Annotated in this window: 18 protein-coding genes; 3 read left to right on the top strand and 15 right to left on the bottom strand. The window is 70.8% G+C overall.

Going from position 1 to position 21,263, the window contains the following annotated elements:
• Nucleotides 1-209: 209 nt before the first annotated feature.
• From OHT57_RS39360 to OHT57_RS39340, 5 genes are all read right to left on the bottom strand, one after another.
• Entirely contained in the window at nucleotides 210-797 is a 588-nt protein-coding gene (locus OHT57_RS39360) for a hypothetical protein (RefSeq protein WP_328751591.1), read from the bottom strand.
• Nucleotides 798-991: 194 nt separating this feature from the next.
• Complete coding sequence (locus OHT57_RS39355) at nucleotides 992-1,537, bottom strand: O-acetyl-ADP-ribose deacetylase (protein ID WP_328751589.1); 546 nt, start codon at nucleotides 1,535-1,537, stop codon at nucleotides 992-994.
• Nucleotides 1,538-1,664: 127 nt separating this feature from the next.
• Nucleotides 1,665-3,074, bottom strand: a complete 1,410-nt coding sequence (locus tag OHT57_RS39350) for a phytoene desaturase family protein (RefSeq protein WP_328751588.1) — start codon at nucleotides 3,072-3,074, stop codon at nucleotides 1,665-1,667.
• A gap of 229 nt (nucleotides 3,075-3,303) precedes the next feature.
• Complete coding sequence (locus OHT57_RS39345; RefSeq protein ID WP_328751587.1) at nucleotides 3,304-4,149, bottom strand: inositol monophosphatase family protein; 846 nt, start codon at nucleotides 4,147-4,149, stop codon at nucleotides 3,304-3,306.
• 151 nt (nucleotides 4,150-4,300) lie between these two features.
• Nucleotides 4,301-6,130 (bottom strand): gamma-glutamyltransferase family protein, encoded by a 1,830-nt coding sequence (locus OHT57_RS39340; RefSeq protein ID WP_328751586.1) that lies wholly within the window; start codon nucleotides 6,128-6,130, stop codon nucleotides 4,301-4,303.
• A gap of 273 nt (nucleotides 6,131-6,403) precedes the next feature.
• On the opposite strand from OHT57_RS39340, the gene OHT57_RS39335 reads away from it, so the two are divergent.
• A complete protein-coding gene (locus OHT57_RS39335) occupies nucleotides 6,404-7,396 on the top strand; it encodes a phospholipase D-like domain-containing protein (RefSeq protein WP_328751585.1) in 993 nt (330 codons plus the stop codon).
• A 24-nt stretch (nucleotides 7,397-7,420) separates the two neighbouring features.
• Here OHT57_RS39335 and OHT57_RS39330 read toward each other — a convergent pair whose 3' ends face one another.
• From OHT57_RS39330 to OHT57_RS39320, 3 genes are all read right to left on the bottom strand, one after another.
• Nucleotides 7,421-8,242: a class I SAM-dependent methyltransferase gene (locus OHT57_RS39330; RefSeq protein WP_328751584.1), complete on the bottom strand. Its 822-nt coding sequence runs from the start codon at nucleotides 8,240-8,242 to the stop codon at nucleotides 7,421-7,423.
• 43 nt (nucleotides 8,243-8,285) lie between these two features.
• A complete protein-coding gene (locus OHT57_RS39325) occupies nucleotides 8,286-8,948 on the bottom strand; it encodes a response regulator transcription factor (protein ID WP_328751582.1) in 663 nt (220 codons plus the stop codon).
• Nucleotides 8,949-9,056: 108 nt separating this feature from the next.
• Nucleotides 9,057-10,175 carry a sensor histidine kinase gene (locus OHT57_RS39320; protein WP_328751581.1) on the bottom strand — a complete coding sequence of 373 codons (1,119 nt, stop codon included), beginning with the start codon at nucleotides 10,173-10,175 and terminating at the stop codon, nucleotides 9,057-9,059.
• Nucleotides 10,176-10,342: 167 nt separating this feature from the next.
• Here OHT57_RS39320 and OHT57_RS39315 point away from each other — a divergent pair, with 167 nt between their 5' ends.
• Together OHT57_RS39315 and OHT57_RS39310 are read left to right on the top strand one after the other, a co-directional pair.
• Nucleotides 10,343-11,347 carry a carboxymuconolactone decarboxylase family protein gene (locus OHT57_RS39315; RefSeq protein WP_328751579.1) on the top strand — a complete coding sequence of 335 codons (1,005 nt, stop codon included), beginning with the start codon at nucleotides 10,343-10,345 and terminating at the stop codon, nucleotides 11,345-11,347.
• Nucleotides 11,348-11,507: 160 nt separating this feature from the next.
• Nucleotides 11,508-12,173: a hypothetical protein gene (locus OHT57_RS39310; RefSeq protein ID WP_328751577.1), complete on the top strand. Its 666-nt coding sequence runs from the start codon at nucleotides 11,508-11,510 to the stop codon at nucleotides 12,171-12,173.
• A gap of 55 nt (nucleotides 12,174-12,228) precedes the next feature.
• On the opposite strand, the gene OHT57_RS39305 is transcribed toward OHT57_RS39310, so the two are convergent.
• The 7 genes from OHT57_RS39305 to OHT57_RS39275 form a co-directional block, all read right to left on the bottom strand.
• Nucleotides 12,229-13,785 carry an NCS1 family nucleobase:cation symporter-1 gene (locus OHT57_RS39305; protein ID WP_328751576.1) on the bottom strand — a complete coding sequence of 519 codons (1,557 nt, stop codon included), beginning with the start codon at nucleotides 13,783-13,785 and terminating at the stop codon, nucleotides 12,229-12,231.
• Nucleotides 13,786-13,949: 164 nt separating this feature from the next.
• Nucleotides 13,950-14,969 (bottom strand): TIGR03842 family LLM class F420-dependent oxidoreductase, encoded by a 1,020-nt coding sequence (locus tag OHT57_RS39300; protein WP_328751575.1) that lies wholly within the window; start codon nucleotides 14,967-14,969, stop codon nucleotides 13,950-13,952.
• Between the two features lie 11 nt (nucleotides 14,970-14,980).
• Entirely contained in the window at nucleotides 14,981-16,375 is a 1,395-nt protein-coding gene (hydA, locus tag OHT57_RS39295; protein ID WP_328751574.1) for a dihydropyrimidinase, read from the bottom strand.
• 31 nt (nucleotides 16,376-16,406) lie between these two features.
• Entirely contained in the window at nucleotides 16,407-17,249 is an 843-nt protein-coding gene (locus OHT57_RS39290; RefSeq protein WP_059195362.1) for a nitrilase-related carbon-nitrogen hydrolase, read from the bottom strand.
• 219 nt (nucleotides 17,250-17,468) lie between these two features.
• Nucleotides 17,469-19,019 carry a PucR family transcriptional regulator gene (locus OHT57_RS39285; protein ID WP_328751571.1) on the bottom strand — a complete coding sequence of 517 codons (1,551 nt, stop codon included), beginning with the start codon at nucleotides 19,017-19,019 and terminating at the stop codon, nucleotides 17,469-17,471.
• Nucleotides 19,020-19,042: 23 nt separating this feature from the next.
• Complete coding sequence (locus OHT57_RS39280; protein WP_328751569.1) at nucleotides 19,043-20,332, bottom strand: aspartate aminotransferase family protein; 1,290 nt, start codon at nucleotides 20,330-20,332, stop codon at nucleotides 19,043-19,045.
• Entirely contained in the window at nucleotides 20,329-21,171 is an 843-nt protein-coding gene (locus OHT57_RS39275; protein WP_328751567.1) for a nitrilase-related carbon-nitrogen hydrolase, read from the bottom strand. The genes OHT57_RS39280 and OHT57_RS39275 overlap by 4 nt, the downstream gene beginning before the upstream one ends.
• Nucleotides 21,172-21,263: the final 92 nt, after the last annotated feature.

Genomic DNA, 21,263 nt, shown 5'->3' with positions numbered 1-21,263 from the left:
GTCAACTCCTGTGCACTATTGGTGACTTTGAGGCACAGGATGCAACTCAACCTAGGTCCCGAAGACTCCCCAGGCAATGACCCTGTCGGACTTTGAGTGGTCCTGGGGACATGGCGACACCACGGCACCCCCGCGTGCGATCACGCGGGGGTGCCGTGGTGTCGTGCTGCTGTGATGCGGTGCTGCAGTGCTGTCTCGGTGGCGTCGTGTCAGCCGGTGGCCGGCAGGGACGGCAGCGACGGCAGGGTGGGCAGCGAGGGAAGGCCGCCGCCGAGAAGGCCGGTGACGGCGCCGAGCACGGAGCCCAGGAGGCCGGTGACCGCGCTCAGCACCCCGCCCAGGTCCAGCGAGGTCAGCGACTTGACGAGGTTGTCGATCGTCGACTGGAGCGAGGCCACGAGGTCGGAGACCGGGTCGGCCGCCGCCGCGGACCGGTTCGTGCCGCTCAGCTGCCGCAGCTGTTCCTGGACCTGGGCGTTCGCCGCCTCCACGGCCTTCGCGTGGGCGGCCGCCTCGCTCGCGTCGAGGTGGGTGCCGTCCAGGGCGGTGATGCCGGCCACGGCGTCCAGGAGGGGCTGGAGGACACTGCCGCGCCCGGCCCGGTCCAGTGCGTCGAGGCGGTCCACGGCGGTGTCCGTGCCGTCGGTGCCGTACCAGGTGGCGAGCTGCGCCACTCCGTGGTCGGACGCGCCGCGGCCCGCGTCGGCGACGGCGGCCGCGGTGCCGACCGGGCCGAGGATCAGCGCGGCACAGACCAGGGGCGGCAGGAGCAGGCCGCGGGAGACGAGGGGGCGCATGAACGTTCCTTTCGGAGGACTACCTTGGTCCCACCGTGGGAAGCGGCCCGGCCTCCCGCAACCGGTCACGGGACGCCGGGCCGCCCCGGCACGCCGCCCGCACCACCGCGACCAGGCTCTTTGCCACAGACACCTGTGTCTCAAGGTGCTGGGAGCACATTCGTCCGTAAGGGTGGGCCGCCTGTGACGGCGGGTCAGCGAAGATGCTGTGCGAACGCCCGGTACGTCCTGTCGTCGAAGAGCACGAACCGGACCTCCTCGACGACGGTCCGTGTCTCCTGCACGGTCGCCACCGCGATCCGGGCGGCGTCGTCGATCGGCCAGCCGTAGATACCGGCGGAGACGGCGGGGAAGGCGACGGTCCGGGCGCCGAGTTCGTCGGCCACGCGCAGGGACTCGCGGTAGCAGGAGGCCAGCAGGGCCGAGCGGTCCTCCTCGCCGCTGTGGCGGGGGCCGACGGTGTGGATCACCCACCGGGCGTCCAACTCGCCCGCGGTGGTGGCGACCGCTCTGCCCGTGGCCAGGCCCTTGCCGATGGGGGTCCCCCCGCTCGAGCGAAGCCGAGAGTGGGGGAGGGAGGCGCGCAGCTTGCGGCAGTCCGCCAGGATCGCCGGGCCGCCGCGGCGGTGGATGGCGCCGTCGACTCCTCCCCCGCCGAGGAGGGAGGAGTTCGCGGCGTTGACGATCGCGTCGGCACTCTCCTGAGTGATGTCGCCCTGGACGAGACGGATGGTGGTCATGCCCGCCACTCTCCCAGCCCGCCCCGCCGGGAGCAGCCCGATTACCGGTCCGCGGACAGCGTCCGCGCCCTGTGGCCCGGGCCGTCCGGCACCGGAGACGCGTCGGGCGGCGGCGGCGGAGTTCCTCTCAGCCCTCTCGCAGCTTTCGCCACACCGCTCGCGCCGCGTTGTGTCCCGACATGCCGTGCACACCCGGTCCCGGCGGGGTCGCCGAGGAGCAGATGAAGACGGCCGGGTGGGGGGTGCCGTACGGGAACAGGGACAGCTTGGGGCGCAGCATTGTCTGGAGTCCGCTGACCGCGCCGGAGGCGATGTCGCCGCCGATGTAGTTGGCGTTGCGGGCGGCCAGTTCGGGCGGGCCGGCGGTGGCGCGGGCCAGGACGCGGTCACGGAATCCCGGGGCGAAGCGCTCCAGTTGGCGTTCGAGGGCGTCGGTGAGGTCGCCGGTCCAGCCGCTGGGGACATGGCCGTAGGCCCAGAACACGTGCTTTCCGGCGGGGGCCCGGCCGGGGTCGGCGACACTGGGCTGCACGGTGATCATGAACGGCCGGTCGGGAGCGCGGCCCTCCCGGGACGCGGCACGCAGGGCGGCGGAGATCTCCGCGGTGTCGGCGCCGATCTGCACGGTGCCCGCGCTGCGCGCCTCCTTCGCGGTCCACGGCACGGGGCCGTCGAGGGCGTAGTCGACCTTGAAGACGCCCGGGCCGTAACGGTAGCCGTCGTAGTAGCTGCCGAAGCCGGCGATACGGGCGAGGGCGGTGGGCGAGGTGTCGAAGACGTAGGCGCGGGCGGGCGGCAGGTCGTCCAGGCGCTTGACCTCGTAGTCGGTGTGGACGGTGCCGCCGAGGTCCTTGAGGTACGCGGTGAGCGCGTCGGAGATGGACTGGGAACCGCCGCGGGCCACCGGCCAGCCGCGGGCGTGCGCCGCGAGGGCGAAGACCAGGCCGATGGCACCGGTGGCGAGGCCGTTGAGCGGGGCCATGACATGCGCGACGAGACCGGCGAACAGGGTCTTCGCGCGCTCGTCATGGAAGCGGCGCGTCAGCCAGGTCGACGGGGGCAGCCCGACGAGACCGAAACGGGCGAGGGTGACCGGGTCGCGGGGCAGCGCGGTCAGGGGCAGCGACATGAAGTCGCGGGCCAGGGTGTCCCACTTGGGCAGGAACGGCTCGACGAGCCTGCGGTACGTGCCCGCGTCGCGCGGTCCGAACGAGGCTGCCGTCTCGGCGACCGACCTCGACAGGACGGCGGCGGTGCCGTCGGTGAAGGGGTGCGCCATGGGCAGCTCGGCGTGCAGCCACTCCAGGCCGTAGCGCTCCAGGGGCAGGGCGCGGAACGCCGGGGAGTTGATGCCTAGGGGGTGGGCCGCGGAACACGGGTCGTGCAGGAAACCGGGGAGGGTCAGCTCCTCGGTACGGGCTCCTCCGCCCACGGTGTCACGCGCTTCGAAGACCGCCACGGAGAAGCCCCGGCGGGCCAGCTCCACGGCAGCCGTCAGGCCGTTCGGCCCCGCACCCACTACGACCACATCGAGCATCGACGGCACCTTCGGACCCCTTCGTCAGCCGATGGCCAGAGGATCAGGATATGCCGGGGCACCGACAGTCCCGGGGTTCGGGGGTAAGTCGGGACAGACGGGCACCGAGGTCCGGGACCGGAGGGCGTCGGAGCCCGGGGGCAGGCGGCGGATGCCGGGAGGTCGGACGGCCGGGCTCCGGAGGCACGGGCGGCCTTCCCTCCGCCGGGTCCCCATCGCTCCGGCTCCGTCAGGCCTCGCCCGCCAGCAGGCCCCGTATCCTGCGGGCCGTCGCCGCGTCCCGGGCGGCCGTGAACGGCAGGGTGTTGCCTCCCGTGATGCGGAACGGCTCACCGGCGCGGGTCAGATGTGCGCCGCCCGCCTCCTCGACCAGCAGCAGGCCCGCCGCGTGGTCCCAGGCCGCCTCCCAGGAGAACGCGACCGCGTCCAACTCGCCGCGGGCGACGGCGAGATACTCCAGGCCGGCCGAGCCGCACGGACGCGGCGCGACACCGTCCGTCCACAGGCTGAGCAGGTCTCGCTTCTCGTCGTCCGTGGTGTAGTCCGGGTGGGAGGTGGCCACCTGGAGGTCCCGCTCCGGGTCGGGGGCGCCCGCGTGCAGCCGCTCGCCGTCGAGGAACGCGCCCCGGCCCCGCACCGCCGTGGCCAGCTGGTCACGGGCGGGCGCGTAGGTCCAGGAGGCGAGCAGAACGCCCTTCGCCGCGAGCGCGACCAGTGTGCAGAAGCCGGGGTCGCCGTGGACGAACTGCCGGGTGCCGTCGACGGGGTCGACGATCCAGACCGGGGTGTCGCCCTGTATCGCCTCGTACGACGCCGGGTCGGCGTGGACGGCCTCCTCGCCGACCACCACGGAGCCGGGAAGGAGGGCGCCGAGCGCCTCGGTGAGATACCGCTCGGCCAGCCGGTCGGCGTCCGTGACCAGGTCGTGGGGTCCGCTCTTCTGATCCACCTCGTGGGCGGCGAGCCGGCGGAAGCGCGGCATGATCTCGGCCGCGGCGGCCTTGCGCACCGCCTCTTCCACGTCGTCCGTGTGCCGGTCGAGAAACTCGTCGATGGTTTCCATATGTCCGATCATGACTCCATGAGAGCACGCGGGACTGACAATCCCTCCCGGCCCGGTGGACAGCGGGTGGAACCGGCGTGAACACCGGGGTCGGCCCTGGCTGAATGCTCGGGCTGAAGGCTCGGGCCGCGAGGAAGCGGACCCGTCCGGCCGCCGTCGGGGCTCACCGTCCCACCGCGTACCCCTGCATTCCCCGGGGATTCGCCGCCGCCGACACCACTCCCGTCTCCGCGTCCCGTGCCACGGCGCACAGCCGTCCCTCCGACCAGGGCTCGCCCACCGTCACGTCGTGCCCCCGCCGCCGTAGCTCAGCCACCACCTCCGGGTCCGTCCGCGCCTCCACCGTGACGCTTCCGGGCCGCATGCCGCGCGGGTAGAAGGAGCCGGGGAAGCTGTCGTTGTGCCAGTTCGGGGCGTCGATCGCGCCCTGGAGGTCGAGGCCGCCGCGGACCGGGGGGCGCAGGGCGAGGGCGAGGAAGAAGTGGAGCTGCCACTGGTCCTGCTGATCCCCGCCGGGGGTGCCGAAGGCCAGGACCGGGACCCCGGCGCGCAGGGCGATCGAAGGGGTGAGGGTGGTGCGGGGACGGCGGCCGGGGGTGAGGGAGTTCGGCAGGCCGTCCTCCAGCCAGGCCATCTGGAGCCGGGTGCCGAGCGGAAAGCCCAGTTCGGGAACGACGGGGTTGGACTGCAGCCAGCCTCCGCTGGGCGTGGCGGCGACCATGTTGCCCCAGCGGTCGACGACATCCAGGTGGCAGGTGTCGCCCCGGGTGGTGCCGTCGGGGCCGATCTCGGGCTCACCCGGCACGGGGGACGTGGGGTTCTTGGCGACCGTCGGCTCGCCGACGCCCATCGGGCTGAACCCCGGCTCGTCGGTGACCACCACGCGCGCGTGCGCGCTCAGCCGTGGGACACGCCCGCCGGGGCTGCCCGGCCGCAGCTCGTGGGAAGCCCTGTCGCCGACGAGTTCACGCCGTCCCGCGTTGTACTCCTTCGACAACAGCTCACCGAGCGGCACGTCGGCCGCGTCCCCGTACCAGGCCTCCCGGTCGGCCATGGCCAGCTTGCAGTTCTCGACCAGCAGATGGACGTAGTCGGCGGACCCGTACCGCGGCAGCTCGGGCGGCAGCAGCGCGAGCTGCTGGAGGAGCACCGGACCCTGGCTCCAGGGCCCGGCCTTGCACAGGGTCCAGCCGTTCCAGTCGTACGTCGCCGGAGCCTCGTAGGTCGCGGACCACCCGGCGAGGTCGGCGGCCGTCAGTGTGCCGGTGTGCCGCGAACCGCTGGTGTCCATGGTGGGCCGCCGGGCCTGCCGTACTAGCGCCTCGGCGATGAATCCGCTGCGCCACACCTCGCGCGCCGCCTCGATCTGCGCGACCCGGTCGCCCGCTGCGGCCACCTCGTCGATCAGCCGCTTCCAGGTGGCGGCGAGCGCGGGGTTACGGAACAGCGAACCGGGCCGGGGCGCCTGTCCGTGGGGCAGATAGACCTCCGACGACGAGGTCCACTCGGTCTCGAACAGCTCCCGCACGCTCTCGACGGTCGCGCCGACGTTCTCCACGGGCGCGTGCCCGTCCTCGGCGTAACCGATGGCATACCCGAGGACGTCGGCGAGGGGCTTGGTGCCGTGGTCGCGCAGGAGCAGCATCCAGGCGTCGAAGGCGCCCGGGACGGCGGCGGCGAGGGGGCCGGTGCCCGGCACGAGATCCAGGCCGAGCCCCCGGTAGTGCGCGACGGTGGCCCCGGCGGGCGCGACACCCTGACCGCACAGCACCCGCACCTCCCCGCCGGCCGGCGCGAGCAGGATCGGCACCTCACCGGCGGGGCCGTTGAGGTGCGGCTCGACGACGTGCAGGACGAAGGCACCGGCCACCGCGGCGTCGTAGGCGTTGCCGCCGTCCTCCAGCACCGCCATCGCCGACTGCGAGGCCAGCCAGTGGGTGGAGGACACCATGCCGAAGGTGCCCTGGAGGGTGGGGCGGGTGGTGAACGGCATCTCTCACCTCGCTGCTCGCGCGCCTCGGCCGGTCCGAAGCGGGTCGCGTGCACGGATCCTTTCATTGCCCACCAGGTGGGCCAACGAAGATTTTGCGATCACACGAGAACTCCATGAATCGCCTCCCACCTGCACGAAGTCCCTTTTGCCCGACCATGCGGACCATCGGTAACCCCGAGTTCACCGGCCTCCTCTTCCCGTCCGTTCTACGCGCGTGGTGCCATGCGGATGCCCGCCCTCCCCTGCGGGCACCAACTCGACCAGGAGTCACGCATGTTGTGGAAGGTCCTCACCCGTACCGGGGTCGCTCTCGCCGCCGGTGCCGCCGTACTCGCCGCCTCCGTCCCCGCCAGCGCCGCGAGTTACACCGCCTTCGCCTTCTCGCAGAGCGCCGGCCAGCCCACGATCTACGACTTCATCAACTCGGCCACCACGTCGCTCGACATGACCATGTACGAACTCGAGGACACGACGGCCGTCAACGACCTCATAGCCCTGAAGAACAAGGGCGTCACCGTCCGGGTCGTGCTGGACCGTGCGCACCAGAGCGCCAACGGCTCGGCGTACACGGCGTTGACGAACGCGGGCGTGGGCGTGGTGTGGTCGCCGTCGAGCTTCGTCTACACGCACCAGAAGACGATCACCGTGGACGCCACCAAGTCGCTTGTCCTCACCGGCAATCTCACCTCCCAGTACTACGCGACCGGCCGTGACTACGGGGTGTTCACCGACGACACCCGCGATGTCGCCGCGATCGAGAAGGTGTTCAACGCGGACTACGCCGGCACCGCGATCACGCCGGGCGACGGCGACCACCTGCTCTGGTCCCCCACGGACTCCCGCAGCCGTCTGCTGTCCGTGATCAACGCCGCCACCAAGACGCTCGACGTCGAGGAACTCGAGTTCAGCGACAGCACGGTGGTGGACGCCATCGCGGCACGCGCGCAAGCGGGCGTCAAGGTACGGGTGGTCCTGGAGACCCCGGGCGACTACGCCACCGAGGTCTCCGAGATCAAGTCAGCCGGCGGCACGGTCGTCGGGTACTCCGACCCCAACGGCTTCTACATCCACGGCAAGGCCATGGTCGCCGACTACGGCCTCGCCACCCAGGAGGTGGAGGCGGGCTCCATGAACATCAGCAGCAACTCGCTCTCCAACAACCGGGAGTTGGGCATCATCCTGACCGGCACCGGGGTCGCGCAGTCGGTGGCCACCACCGTCGAGACCACGTTCAACAGCGACTACGCGGGCGGCACTGCCGCATAGTCCCCGCCGGGCGGACGGCCGGCTTCAGCGCTTCGGCCGTCCGCCCACCGTGAGCAGATGTCCGCTCGCCCCCAGCAGCGTCGGCTCCGACTCGATGTGCCGACATGCCGCCAGGACTGACTCCCGGCGCTCCGGGTCGTCCAGCCAGTCCTCGACTCCACCCATGAGCCAGGCGACGCCCTCGACGCCGTACTGGCCGTCGACGGTAAGCCGTGCGTCGGTGAACTCCGCTGTCACCTGGTTCGGTCGGGCGAAATGGGCGAGGGTGAAGAAGCCCTCCTCGTGGTGCGGGTGCCGGCCGTCCGCGAGAACCTCGTCGGTGCGTTCGCGGTGCTCCTCGGTGAAGTAGAGCTCCTTGCACAGCAGGTCGTGCAGTTCCGCGTACCGGTTGATGGTGGCCGCGACGACCAGTCCACCCGGCCGCACCACCCGGCGAGCCTCGGCCAACGCCCGCACGCGGTCGTCCCGTTCGAGCAGGTGGTACAGGGGCCCCAGCATCAGCACCACGTCGTACGCGGAGTCGTCGGCGGGCAGCGAGCGGGCGTCCCCGGACCGTGCGCGCACACCCGGCAGCCGGGCCGCCTGGTGCACGTGGAGCGGTACGGGATCGACGAGTTCGACGTCGTACCCGTCCTGCGCGAGCCACTCCGCGTGCACTCCGCTGCCGCCACCGACGTCCAGCACTCGCGCGGGCGCGGCGGGCAGCAACCGCCGCAGCACGTCCTGGGTGCGCCAGTACTCCAGCCGTCCGGCGGATGCGCCGCCCGGTCTGAGGCGGGCGTCCTCCTCGCCCCGGGCGTAGTAGGCGAGGATCTCTTCGTGGACCTGCGGCGTCGTCTCGGTCATCACCCCAGAGTGCTGATCCCCGACGGCTGCGGGCAACGGGATTTCAGCCGCCGCGTGCCGTCACCAGCCCCGACTCGTAGGCGAACACGACCAGTTGGGCGCGGTCCCGGGCGCCCAGCTTGGTCATCGCCCGGCTGATGTGGGTCTTGGCCGTGAGGGGGCTGATCACCATGTGCCGGGCGATCTCCTCGTTGCTCAGACCTCGGGCGGCCAGCCCCGTCACCTCGCGTTCGCGGCGGGTGAGGCATTCCAGGCCGGGAGCGGTGGAGCGGTCCGGTGGGCGGGAGACGAACTCGCCGATCAGGGTGCGGGTGATCGCCGGTGACAGCAGCGCCTCGCCCCGGGCCACCACCTCGATGGCCTGGAGGAGATCGGCCGGTTCGGTGTCCTTCAGCAGGAAGCCGCTCGCGCCCGCCCGCAGTGCCTCGAAGACGTACTCGTCCAGGCCGTAGTTGGTGAGGATCACCACTCGGACCGCCGCCAGGTCCGGATCGGCGGCGATCCGCCGGGTCGCCTCGATGCCCGTCATCACCGGCATCTGTACGTCGATCAGGGTGATGTCGGGCATCTGCGCGCGCACCAGTTCCACGCCCTGCTCGCCGTCCGCCGCCTCCCCGACCACCTCGATGCCGTCCTCGGCTTCGAGCAGGGCCCGGAACCCGGCCCGCATCAACGCCTGGTCGTCCACGAGGGCCACCCTGATCACGTCGGCACCGCCACGCGCACGGAGGAGCAGTTCTCCACCTCGCTCACCCCGACGTCCACGCACACCCGGAACCCACCCTCCGTCGCGTTCATCCCGTCGCCCCCTCGCTCACACCGAGTCCCCCGCCCGCAACGGCAGTTCCGCCCGCACCGAGAACCCGCCCTCCGCGCGCGGCCCGGCCGCCAGCGTCCCGCCCAGCGCCGTGACGCGTTCGCGCATGCCGGTCAGGCCGTGGCCGGGTTCGGGCGGGCGGTCCGGGTCGGCGGTCCCGTCGTCCTCGACGTGGATCGTCAAGTCGTCGTCGCTGTAGGCGAGTTCGACCCGCACCTTCGCCGGACCCGCGTGCCGGGCCGCGTTGGTCAGGGACTCCTGGACGATCCGGTACGTGGCCCGGTCGAGGGTGGCGGGCAGGGGCCGCTCCTCGCCGGCCACGGTCAGGTCGACGGCGAGCCCCGCCGCCCGCGCCCGCTCCACGAGCAGCGCGGGAGTGCCGGTCGGCTCGTCGGTGCGCAGGATCTCCAGCGTGGAACGGAGTTCACGCATCGCCTCGCCGCTCGCCTCCTGGATGGCGAGCAGGGCGGGCGGCACCTCCTCGCCCCGCTTGCGGGCCAGATGGACGGCCACGCCTGCCTGGAGCTTGACGATGGAGATGCTGTGGGTGAGGGAGTCGTGCAACTCCCGCGCTATGCGCAGGCGTTCCTCCCCCGCGCGGCGCAGGGCCGCCTCCTCCCGGGTCCGCTCGGCCTCCAGGGCACGCTGTTCGGTCTGGCGGAGATACGCCTGCCAGTTGCGGTCGGCGAGGCCTCCCACCACCATGCAGAGGAACCAGCCCGCGAGCAACCCGGCCTTTCCGAGGGCCTCCTGGGTCGTGGACCCGGTGGCGATGCAGGCCGTCAGGTACACCCCGCTCGCCACGGCCGCCCAGCCCCGGCGCCCCAGTTGCGCCGCGGTGAGCACGGCGGCCAGGACGGGCAGGGCAGCGAGCGCCCCGGGATGGGCATGCAACAAATACGCCGTGCCACTCGCCGTGGCCGCTGCCAGCACCACCCGCGGGGCGGCACGGCAGAACGCGAGAACGGCCGAACTCACCGCCACCAGCGCGTAGTCGACGGTGGCGGTGTCCGCGTCGAAGGCCGCCGCGGTCAGGGCGAGGGCGCCGACCACGACCGCGAGGGCCGTGTCGGCGAGCCGCCTGCGTATGGCCGGGTCGGCCGGGTACCCGCTCATGCCCACACGCTAGACCGCCGCACCGACACCCGCGTCAGCCCTGTGGACAACTCCCGCGCTACTCCCGACGCAGTAGTGCCCGTCCCGCACCGCCCTCACCGACGCAGCGCAGACTCCCTTCGGCCGTACGACGACCCGGGGCACCCTCGCGGCGCACGCTGCTGTCCATGCCCACATCCTTCCGCTACACCCGGCCCCTGCCGCCCAAGGCGGCCACCGGCCGTGCCGCAGAGGTCTACGAGCAGATGTCCCGCGACTTCGGCATCGACGGACCCGTCACCTTCGTGGTCCTCTCCTCCGCACCCGAACTCCTCGCCCCCGCCTGGGCGTTGTTGCGCGAGTCGTTGATCGCGGGGCCCGGCAGCCGCACCGGCAAGGAGCTCGCGGCACTCGGCGTCTCGCTCGCCAACCGGTGCCCGTTCTGTGTGGACGCGCACACCATGCTGCTGCACGCCACCGGCGACCACGCCCTCGCCGAACGCGTCGCCCGGGGCGAGCGGCCCGAGAACGAGGAACACGCGCGTGTACTGGACTGGGGCAGGCACACACGCGTGCCGGGTGGCCTGGGCGCCGGGCCCTACCCGTTCCCGCGTGAGCACGCCCCCGGCTACCTGGGCACGGCGTTCACCTTCCACTTCATCAACCGGATCGCGTCCGCCCTGCTCACCGAGAACCTGCTGCCCGGCAACGCCCAGCGGTTCCGGGCGGTCCGCAGTCTCGCGGGCCGCACACTCTCCCGGACCGTGCGCCGGCCCGCCCTGCCCGGTGCGGCCCTGTCCCTGCTCGACCTGCCCGACGCCGGCGAGGCTCCCGCGTGGGCGGACGGCACACCCGTCGGACTCGCGTACGCGGCACTCCTGCGGGCGGCCATGGCGGGCGCGGGCCTGCTGGACACCGAGGACCAGGATCTCGTGGAGGAGACACTGCTGGACTGGGACGGATCGCATCCGCCGCTGGATCCGAGCGGGTTCCCGGACCGGGAGGAGCGCCCCGGAGCCCGTCTGGCGCTGCTGGCGGCCCTCGCGCCGTACCGGATCACGGACGCCGACGTGGCGGCGTGGCGACGGCCGGAGCACACCGACGACCGTCTGGTTCAGCTCGTGGCCTATGGGGCGTTCCTCGCCGTGGACCGGATCGAATCGGCCCTGTACCGCCCCATCGCCCGGACATAAGTGGACACATGACGCATCGACGGCAATCGATGGCAGAGGACAGTGACGGCGCGGATACGGAGCGAGTTCACGCTTTCGCCCCACAGGGAGTCGTGTGAAACTGGCGTCTCGTCCGCGGTGCGGACCTGTCCGCACCGACCGTCCCCACGAAAAGTGCGCCGTGCGAACTCTTTCCCTGCCGCTCGCCCTCACCGCACGCATCTCGCCCGTCCTCGTGCTCGCCGGAGCGGGCTGGGCGCTCACGTCGGGCCCGGCCGCGACACCCGCCGTCCAGAAGGACCCGACGCCGCAGTCCGCCGCCGAGTCCCCCTCGGGCACGTCCACGGCGGCCGCCGTCAAGCAGTACGCCGCCGCCCCCGCGCCCTGCGCCAGCATGAGCGCGGCCACCATCAAGTCGCTCGTGCCCGGCGCCAAGACGGCCGGCAAGGAGATCCCCTCGACGGACACGGCGCTGCGCAGGACCTGCTCCTGGAACGCGCTCAAGGGATACGACTACCGCTGGCTCGACGTCTCCTTCGAGATCACGGAGTCCGCCGAGGCGGCCGCCAAGTCGTACAAGGAGAACATCTCCGAGAAGAGCGGCGGCGGGAGCGTGCCCGGGGTCGGTGACGCCGGGTACTCGGTGGTGAACCTGGCCACCGAGGACAAGCAGCAGACCCGTGAGGGCGTGGTCATGATCCAGGCGTCCAACGCCCTGGTGACGGTGACGTACAACGGCAGTGACTTCGAGTCGAAGAAGGCGCCCAGCACCGACGAGATCAACAAGGGCGCCATCAAGGCCGCCAAGGAGGCGGTCGCGGCACTGGAGGGCGGCCAGAAGGCCTGAGCCGACAGGCCCGAGCCGATCCCGACCGCCCTCCACACACGCGTGACCTCAACGATCAGGCCTTGATGCCCTCCTGCTCCCTGCCCTTGGGCAGCATCAGCGCGACGTACAGCAGCAGCGACGTGCCCAGGCCCACCGCCCAGCCGTAGTCGGCCAGCGGCTTGAGGAAGGGGATGAGACCGTCGGTCGGGAACGGGCCCGTCTTCTTGCCGTCGGCCCCCACGCCCGAGTACGAACCGCCGACCGCGAGCAGACCGCCGACCACGAACGCGGCGATCGCCCGCCAGTTCCAGCCGTTGGTGTACCAGTAGCGGCCACCGGGTGTGTAGAGGTCCACGAGGTGCAGGACCGTACGCCGGATGATCCAGTAGTCGGCGATGAGGATGCCCGCGACCGTGCCGAGCAGACCGCCGACCACGCCGAGCCAGGTGAAGATGTAGAACTCCGGCGTGGAGATCAGCTTCCACGGGAAGATCAGGACGCCGAGGACACCCGTGATCAGCGCGCCGGTACGGAAGTTGATGAACTTCGGGGCCAGGTTGGACAGGTCGTAGGCCGGTGAGACCACGTTCGCCGCGATGTTCACGGAGATGGTGGCGACCAGCACGATGACCAGGGCGAACAGCAGACCGAAGGCGTTGTCCGCCTTGGCGGCCAGCGCGACCGGGTCCCAGATGGCCTCGCCGTAGATGGCCTCGGAGCCGGAGGTGACCAGCACGGCGAGGACCGCGAACAGCGTCATCGTCGTGGGGAGCCCGAGGGCCTGCCCCCAGGTCTGCGCCTTCTGACTGGCGCCGAAGCGGGTGAAGTCGGGGATGTTCAGCGACAGGGTCGCCCAGAAGCCGATCATGCCCATCAAGGACGGGAAGAAGACCGGCCAGAAGTCGGGGCCCCAGCCGAGCTTCGAGGGCTGGTCGAGCAGCGCGCCGAAGCCGTCCGCCTTGACGGCGATCCAGATCAGCAGGACGAGAGCGCCGGCGATCACGAAGGGCGCGGCCCAGTTCTCGAAGTGCCGCAGGAAGTCCATGCCGCGGTAGATGATCGCGATCTGCAGCGCCCAGAACAGCACGAAGCAGAGCCACAGGGGCCACGGGTTGCCCGCGATCCGGCTCGCGTTCTCCCAGTGACCGCCGGTGAGCTTGGAGCCCAGCGCGAAGATGCCGCTGCCGCCGATCCAGGTCTGGATGCCGAACCAGCCGCAGGCCACGGCCGCCCGGATCAGCGCCGGGATGTTGGCGCCGCGCAGCCCGAAGGAGGCGCGGGCGAGCACCGGGAAGGGGATGCCGTACTTGGGTCCTGCGTGCCCGGTGGCCAGCATCGGCAGCAGCACGATGATGTTGGCCAGGGCGATGGTGAACACGGCCTGCTTCCAGTCCATGCCGAGAGCGACCAGGCCGGAGGCCAGGGTCCAGCTGGGGATGCAGTGCGCCATGGAGATCCACAGGGCCGCGAAGTTGTACGTCGTCCACTTGCGCTCGGAGACGGGTACGGGACGCAGGTCCTCGTTGGCGAAGGGGCTGTCGACGGGGAATGCCTCGGGGGCGAGCTCGACGCGACCGCCGTTGCCGGCGGGCTGTTGTATCGGCGACCCCGTGGGGACTGTTTCGGTCATGGGCAGGCCAATCGATCAGAACGGGACGGGATAGGCCGTGCGGGGGCCTCGGGCGGGGCCGGGACGGGCGGGGAGGCCCTGCCCGGCCCCGCCACCCCTCCCCAGGACGGCGGGAAGGGGTGGACAAGGAGTGGGGGGTCGGTCGAGCGGTTCCGCGAGGGGGGTCAGGCGTTGACGGCGGGAATGACCTTGGAGCCGTACGCGTCGATGGTCGCTTCCTGGGCGTCGTGCATGTCGTAGACGGCGAACTGGTCGACGCCCAGCTCGCGCAGCGCGTTCAGCTTCTCGATGTGCTTCTCGACCGGGCCGATCAGGCAAAACCGGTCGACGATCTCGTCAGGCACGAAGGCGGTGTCCGGGTTGTCGGCGCGCCCGTGGTGCGAGTAGTCGTACCCCTCGCGCGCCTTGATGTAGTCCGTGAGCTCGTCGGGTACGGCGGCGGAGTGCGCGCCGTACTTCGACACCAGGTCGGCCACGTGGTTGCCGACCATCCCGCCGAACCAGCGGCACTGCTCGCGCGCGTGGGCGAGCGCCTCGGGCGAGTCGTCCTCGGTGACGTAGGCGGGGGCGGCCACGCAGATGGTGACCTCCGAGGGATCACGGCCCGCGGCGACGGCCGCGTCCTTGACTGCCTTCACCATGTACTCGGTGAGGTAGAGGTCGGCCAGCTGGAGGATGAACCCGTCGGCCTCCTCACCGGTCATCTTCAGCGCCTTCGGACCGTACGCCGCCATCCACACGGGGAGTTCGGCGTCCTCCTTGATCCACGGGAACCTGATCACCGTGCCGCCGAGGTCGGCCTCCTGGCCCGAGCCGAGCGCCTTGATGACCTTCATGGCCTCGCTGATGCGCGCCAGGGTGTTGGGCGTACGGCCCGCGACCCGCATCGCGGAGTCACCGCGGCCGATGCCGCAGACCGTGCGGTTGCCGAACATGTCGTTGAGGGTGGCGAAGGTGGACGCGGTCACCTCCCAGGTGCGGGTGCCCGGGTTGGTGACCATCGGGCCGACCTTCAGCTTCGAGGTGTTGGACAGGATCTGGCTGTAGATCACGAACGGTTCCTGCCACAGCACGGCGGAGTCGAACGTCCATCCGTAGGTGAAGCCGTTGCGTTCGGCCCGCTTCATCAGGCTGATGACCTTCGAGGCGGGCGGGTCCGTCTGCAGGACGAGTCCGAAGTCCATGAGCGCCGCTCCTAGTTGAGGTACTGACAGGTGGAGCGGGGGGTGTACGTGCCGTGCCCGGCGCGTCCGGTGTACTCCCGCTCGGTGATGACGAGTTCGCCGCGCGAGAGGACCGTCTCGACCCGGCCGGTGAGGCGCCTGCCCTCGTAGGCCGAGTAGTCGACGTTCATGTGGTGGGTCTCGGCGGAGATGATCTGTTCGGCGTGCGGGTCGTAGATCACGACGTCCGCGTCGGCGCCCGGGGCGATCGTCCCCTTCTTCGGGTACATGCCGAACATCCGGGCCGGGGTGGCGCAGGCGATCTCGATCCAGCGCCGGCGCGAGATGTGTCCGTCGACGACGCCCTGGTGGAGCAGGTCCATGCGGTTCTCGACGCCGGGGAGGCCGTTGGGGATCTTCGAGAAGTCGCCGCGGCCGAGTTCCTTCTGGCCCACGAAGCAGAAGGGGCAGTGGTCGGTGGAGACGACCTGGAGGTCGTTGGTCCGCAGGCCCTGCCACAGCTTGGCCTGGTGTTCCCTCGGGCGCAGGGGCGTGCTGCACACGTACTTCGAGCCCTCGAAGTCCGGCTCCGCAAGGTTGTCCGTGGAGAGGAACAGATACTGCGGACAGGTCTCGCCGAAGACGTTGAGCCCCTCGTCGCGCGCCCGCGCCAGCTCGGCCACCGCCTCCATGGCCGAGACGTGCACGACGTACAGCGGGGCGCCCGCGACCTGCGCGAGCTTGATGGCGCGGTGGGTGGCCTCGGCTTCGAGCAGCGCCTTGCGCACCTCGCCGTGGTAGCGGGGATCGGTCTCACCGCGCGCCAGGGCCTGCTCCACCAGCACGTCGATCGCGATGCCGTTCTCGGCGTGCATCATGATCAGGCCGCCGTTCTCGGCGGAGCGCTGCATGGCGCGCAGGATCTGGCCGTCGTCGGAGTAGAAGACCCCGGGGTAGGCCATGAACTGCTTGAAGGAGGTGACTCCTTCCTCGACCAGCAGGTCCATCTCCTTGAGCGTCTCCTGGTTCACATCGGAGACGATCATGTGGAAGCCGTAGTCGATGGCACAGTTGCCCTCGGCCTTGGCGTGCCAGGCGTCCAGGCCCTCGCGCAGGGTGTGGCCGACGCTCTGTACGGCGAAGTCGATGATGGTCGTCGTACCGCCCCAGGCGGCGGCCCTGGTGCCGGTCTCGAAGGTGTCGGAGGCGAAGGTGCCGCCGAACGGCAGCTCCATGTGGGTGTGGGCGTCGACGCCACCGGGGACGACGTACTTCCCGGTGGCGTCGATCGTGCGGTCCGCGGTCCAGTTCTGTGTGCCGGGCACGGCGAGGGCGGCGATGCGGCCGTCCTCGATCAGCACGTCGGCGTACAGCTCGTCGGACGCGGTGATGACGAGGCCACCGCTGATGACGGTACGGCTGCTCATGTTCCCTCTCCTGCCAAGGTGGTTGGTTCGGTCAGGGTGCGGTCAGCGGGGGGTACGCGTCCGGACGGCGGTCGCGGTAGAACTGCCAACGGTCGCGGACTTCCCGCAGCTTGGCCAAGTCCAGGTCGCGGACGACGAGTTCGGTCTCCTTGTCGCTCGCCACCTCGCCGACGAACTGCGCCTCCGGGTCGACGAAGTACGTCGTGCCGTAGAAGTCGTTGTCGCCCAGCTCCTCGACACCGACCCGGTTGATCGCGCCGACGAAGTACTCGTTGGCGACGGCCGCGGCGGGCTGCTCCAGCTGCCACAGGTAGGCGGACAGACCACGCGAGGTGGCCGACGGGTTGAAGACGATCTCGGCGCCCGCGAGGCCCAATGCCCGCCAGCCTTCCGGGAAGTGGCGGTCGTAGCAGATGTACACGCCGATCTTCCCCACCTTGGTGTCGAAGATCGGCCAGCCGAGGTTGCCGGGACGGAAGTAGAACTTCTCCCAGAATCCCGGTACTTGGGGGATGTGGTGCTTGCGGTACTTGCCGAGGTACGAGCCGTCCGCGTCGATCACGGCGGCGGTGTTGTAGAGGACGCCGGGCTGCTCCTCCTCGTACATCGGCAGGATCAGGACGATGCCCAGCTCCTTGGCCAGCGCCTGGAATCGCTTGACGATCGGGCCGTCCGGGATCTGTTCGGCGTACTCGTAGAACGCCTTGTCCTGGACCTGGCAGAAGTACGGCCCGTAGAACAGCTCCTGGAAGCACAGCACCTGAGCACCCTGCGCGGCCGCGTCGCGGGCCGCCTGCTCGTGTACCTGGATCATCGACTCCTTGTCGCCCGTCCACGCGGTCTGGAAGAGGGCGGCACGAATCACTCTGCTCATCGGGACCTCCGGTCACTCGGTGTGCTGGGGCGGGCGCCGGAAGTCGCGCCGTCCGCCCGAAGGGCAGATGCAACGTCCGGCGCCCGCCCCAGAAGACTAGGAAGTCCGAAAACAGGCTTTGAGTTGCAGCGTGTCACGTCTGCGGGCCTTCGGCGTGCCACGGTGTCACCCTGTCGTGAGCCCATGTTTCACCGCCGTTTTCCCAGGTCGTGGCATGTTTCAGCTCTGTTGCGCGTCGTGTGCGAGGAGCGCGATGTGCACCGAGGCGGCCTGTTCGAAGTCGTCGAGGTCGACCCCGAGCCGGCCCTGTATCGCTTCCAGCCGCCGGTACAGCGCGGGGCGGGAGACGTGATGGAGCTGGGCGGTGCGGGACTTGTTCCGACCGGTGGCGAGATAGGTGCGCAGCACCGCCAGCAGATCCTCTCCCGCCCCGCACAGCAGCCCGTCCAGCTCGCGCTCGGCGAAGGACTGCACATGCGGGTCCTCGCGCAGCAGCCGCACCAGGCCACGCAGATGAACGTCCTTGAGGCGTACGACGGGCGGGAGATCGAGTACTCCCGAGGCGACGGCGTCGGCGACGTGCCGGGCCTCGCGCATTCCGGCGGGAACGTCCTCCCACGCCGTACGAGGGTCGGCCGCCGCCACGACCGTCCCCGTCAGCCGGGCCGCGAAGTTCGCCACGAGCACCGCGGCATCCTGGTCCCGGGCCAGGCTCAGCAGCACGGCGGTGGCACCGTCCGCGAGTTCGGCGACGATCCCGGGCAGCCCCAACAGCCGTAGCACCCGGTCGAGTTCGGCGGGATCGGCGTCCCGCACGACGAGCGGCACAAAGGTGCGCCGGTTGACGGGCAGCCCGGCCGCCCGAGCGCGGGGCAGCAGCTGCCTCGCCGGTACGACCCCGCTGACCAGGTCGGTGAGCAGGCTCTGCGCGGACTGCTCCTCCCAGGTGTGGGCGGAGGTGCCGCCGAGCATGCGGTGCAGGACGAGGGCCTCGGCGGCGCGGTCGGCGAGGAGGCGTCCGGTGGCGGTGTCGCCGCGGTAGCCGCACAGCATGATCTGGCCCCAGCGCTCCCCGCGCCCGCCCAGCTCGGCGCGGATCCAGCCGTCGCCCTCGTTGCCGCCGGCCTGGCGGGCGATGCGTTCCCAGTCGCGCAGCACGTCGTCCACCGCGGACCGCTCCCCCGCCGTGGCGAGGACGCGGTGGGCGAGGTTGGTGACGACGACGGGACAGCCGCTGTGATGGGCGATCTGGTCCAGCAACCGCTGCAGCGGGGCGCCCGCGGTGATGAGTCCGGTGAGGGCGGTGCGGACGGCCTCGGACATGCTGACGGCGGCGAACTTCCGCTGCACCAGCCGCGCCTGGACCTCCTCGGTCAGCTCGGCGAAGGGGAAGGGCCGGTGCAGGACGACCATGGGCAGCCCGCACCGCTCGGCGGCCCTGCGCATCACGTCCGGCGGTGCCGGGAAGGCGCGGCCGAGTCCGAGGACCACGGCCGCGGCCTCCGCGCGGTGCAGGGACTGGATGTACTCGGCCTGTTTGCTCTCGTCCCCGGCGAGCAGCACCCCGGTGGTGAGGACCATCTCGCCGCCGCTGAGCATCACACCGACGTCGGCGGCCTCGGCCACGTGCACCCACCGCACAGCCCGGTCGAGCTGGCTCGCACCGGCCACCACCTCGGGCTCCCCGGCGAGGACCCGTTCCAGCATGAGGACCTGGCGGACCGACAGGGTCGGTTCCAGGGGCTCCAGTGGCTCCAAGGTGGTGCTCATGACGGTGTTCCCTTGCTGTGGACCTACTGGATGGTGCTCCTCAGAGCGCGTTCGAGGATCGCGGCGCCCTCTTCGGCCTCCGCGACGGTGAGGGACAGGGGCGGGGCGATCCTGAGGGCGCTGGTGTTGTGTCCGCCGCCCTTGCCGAGCAGCAGGCCCTCGGCGCGGGCCGCCTCCAGTACGGCGGACGCGGCCTGCGGGTCGGCCTCGTCGGTGCCGGGCCTGACCAGCTCGACGCCGATCATGAGCCCACGTCCACGTACCTCCCGTACGCCCGGAAGCTGTGCCGCGACGGCCCGCAGCCGCTCGATGAGGAGTCCGCCGACGCGCCGGGCGTTGCCCTGCAGGTCGTGTTCCAGGAGGTAGGCCAGGTTCGCGAGGCCGGCGGCCATGGTGATCTGGGTGCCGCCGAACGTCGAGATGCTGTTGGCGTCCAGGCAGTTCATGATCTCGGCGCGGGCGACGACCCCGCCGATGGACATGCCGTTGCCGATGCCCTTGGCGAAGGTGAGGATGTCCGGCGGGCCGTTTTGGTCGTGTGCCTGCCAGCCCCAGAAGTGGTCGCCGCTCCGGCCCCAGCCGGTCTGCACCTCGTCGGCGATCCACAGGATGCCGCGCTCTTGCAGCACCTCGCGGAAGGCCGCGTACAGGCCGTCGGGCGGGGAGGTGAAGCCGCCGACGCCCTGGATCGGCTCGGCGATCAGGGCCGCGGGCGGGCGGGTGTGGCCGAGGAGGTCCTTGAGATCGTCGACGCAGGCGGCGATGAAGTCGTCGTCGCTCAGGGACGCGTAGGGGCCGCGGGTCCGCACGCCGCCGTGGACGTACAGCGTCTGGAGCGGGGACAGCGAGGTGGGCGACCAGCCGCGGTTGCCGGTGATGCCGACGGCGCTGAAGGAGCGGCCGTGGTAGCTGTTGCGCATCGCCAGGATCGTGTTGCTGCGGCGGTAGGTCGTGGCCAGCATCAGGGCGGTGTCGTTGGCCTCGGTGCCGGAGGTGGTGAAGAAGACGCGGGCGTCCGGGATGCCGGACAACTGGCTGATTCTCTCGGCCAGTTCGACCATCGGCCGGTTGAGATAGAGCGTGGACGAGTGGACGATCCTCCCGGCCTGTTCGCTCACCGCCTTGGTGACCTCGGGGAGCGCGTGCGCGGTCATCGTCGTGAGGATGCCGCCGAAGAAGTCGAGGTACTTGTTGCCCTCCGCATCCCAGACGTGCCGGCCCTCGCCGTGCGTGATCTCCAGCGGGTTCTCGTAGTAGAGGGCGAGCCAGTCCGGCAGCACGGCCCGGTGGCGGCCCAGCAGGTCCTCGGTCACGGCTGCACCAGCCCTTCGTAGGCGTCGGGGCGACGGTCGCGGTAGAACGCCCACTGCTGTCGCACTTCGTCGACGAGGTCGAAGTCCAGGTCGCGGACGACCAGCTCCTCCTCCTTGTCGCTCGCCGTGTCCCCCACGAACTGGCCGCGCGGGTCCACGAAGTACGACGTCCCGTAGAAGTCGTTGTCGCCGTACTCCTCGACGCCGACCCGGTTGATCGCGGCGACGAAGTACTCGTTGGCGACGGCGGCCGCGGGCTGCTCCAGGCGCCACAGGTGGGAGGAGAGCCCCCGATGCGTGGCGGACGGGTTGTAGACGAGCTGGGCGCCGTTGAGGCCGAGCTGCCGCCAGCCCTCCGGGAAGTGGCGGTCGTAGCAGATGTAGACGCCGATCTTGCCGACTGCCGTGTCGAAGACCGGCCAGCCGAGGTTGCCCGGCTTGAAGTAGTACTTCTCCCAGAAGCCCTTGACCTGCGGAATGTGATGCTTGCGGTACTTGCCGAGGACGCTGCCGTCGGCGTCGATCACGACCGCGGTGTTGTAGTAGAAGCCGGACTGCTCGACCTCGAACACCGGCACGACGATCACCATGCCGGTCTCACGGGCGAGGTCCTGCATACGAAGCGTGGTGGGCCCGTCGGGCACCGGCTCGGCCCAGCGGTAGTGCTCGGGTTCCTGGACCTGACAGAAGTAGGGGGCGTTGAACACTTCCTGGAACCCGATGATCTTCGCGCCCCGGCGGGCCGCCTCGCGGGCGTGTTCCTCGTGTTTCGCCACCATGGACTCGGTGTCGCCGGTCCAGGTGGCCTGGACCAGAGCGGCACGTACGACGTTGGCCATGAGCTGCTCCTTCGGCGGGACGCCAGTGCCTCTACGCCCGTAGACACGGCCGTAGAGGCACGAACGTAAGCCTCCGGGGGAGGCTTGCCAAG

Origin of the sequence: Streptomyces sp. NBC_00285 (genome assembly GCF_036174265.1) — a bacterium.
In the GTDB taxonomy this organism is placed as follows: domain Bacteria; phylum Actinomycetota; class Actinomycetes; order Streptomycetales; family Streptomycetaceae; genus Streptomyces.
This window is presented reverse-complemented; position numbering and strand designations above follow the sequence as displayed.

What these genes read in the sequence shown, in the direction of transcription:
- OHT57_RS39300 (WP_328751575.1), bottom strand. Translation starts at nt 14,969, where the DNA reads ATGGACTTCGGACTCGTCCTGCAGACGGACCCGCCCGCCTCGAAGGTC.
- OHT57_RS39335 (WP_328751585.1), top strand. Translation starts at nt 6,404, where the DNA reads ATGTTGTGGAAGGTCCTCACCCGTACCGGGGTCGCTCTCGCCGCCGGT.
- OHT57_RS39320 (WP_328751581.1), bottom strand. Translation starts at nt 10,175, where the DNA reads ATGAGCGGGTACCCGGCCGACCCGGCCATACGCAGGCGGCTCGCCGAC.
- OHT57_RS39315 (WP_328751579.1), top strand. Translation starts at nt 10,343, where the DNA reads ATGCCCACATCCTTCCGCTACACCCGGCCCCTGCCGCCCAAGGCGGCC.
- OHT57_RS39350 (WP_328751588.1), bottom strand. Translation starts at nt 3,074, where the DNA reads ATGCTCGATGTGGTCGTAGTGGGTGCGGGGCCGAACGGCCTGACGGCT.
- OHT57_RS39305 (WP_328751576.1), bottom strand. Translation starts at nt 13,785, where the DNA reads ATGACCGAAACAGTCCCCACGGGGTCGCCGATACAACAGCCCGCCGGC.
- hydA (WP_328751574.1), bottom strand. Translation starts at nt 16,375, where the DNA reads ATGAGCAGCCGTACCGTCATCAGCGGTGGCCTCGTCATCACCGCGTCC.
- OHT57_RS39340 (WP_328751586.1), bottom strand. Translation starts at nt 6,130, where the DNA reads ATGCCGTTCACCACCCGCCCCACCCTCCAGGGCACCTTCGGCATGGTG.
- OHT57_RS39275 (WP_328751567.1), bottom strand. Translation starts at nt 21,171, where the DNA reads ATGGCCAACGTCGTACGTGCCGCTCTGGTCCAGGCCACCTGGACCGGC.
- OHT57_RS39360 (WP_328751591.1), bottom strand. Translation starts at nt 797, where the DNA reads ATGCGCCCCCTCGTCTCCCGCGGCCTGCTCCTGCCGCCCCTGGTCTGT.
- OHT57_RS39290 (WP_059195362.1), bottom strand. Translation starts at nt 17,249, where the DNA reads ATGAGCAGAGTGATTCGTGCCGCCCTCTTCCAGACCGCGTGGACGGGC.
- OHT57_RS39345 (WP_328751587.1), bottom strand. Translation starts at nt 4,149, where the DNA reads ATGATCGGACATATGGAAACCATCGACGAGTTTCTCGACCGGCACACG.
- OHT57_RS39330 (WP_328751584.1), bottom strand. Translation starts at nt 8,242, where the DNA reads ATGACCGAGACGACGCCGCAGGTCCACGAAGAGATCCTCGCCTACTAC.
- OHT57_RS39355 (WP_328751589.1), bottom strand. Translation starts at nt 1,537, where the DNA reads ATGACCACCATCCGTCTCGTCCAGGGCGACATCACTCAGGAGAGTGCC.
- OHT57_RS39285 (WP_328751571.1), bottom strand. Translation starts at nt 19,019, where the DNA reads ATGAGCACCACCTTGGAGCCACTGGAGCCCCTGGAACCGACCCTGTCG.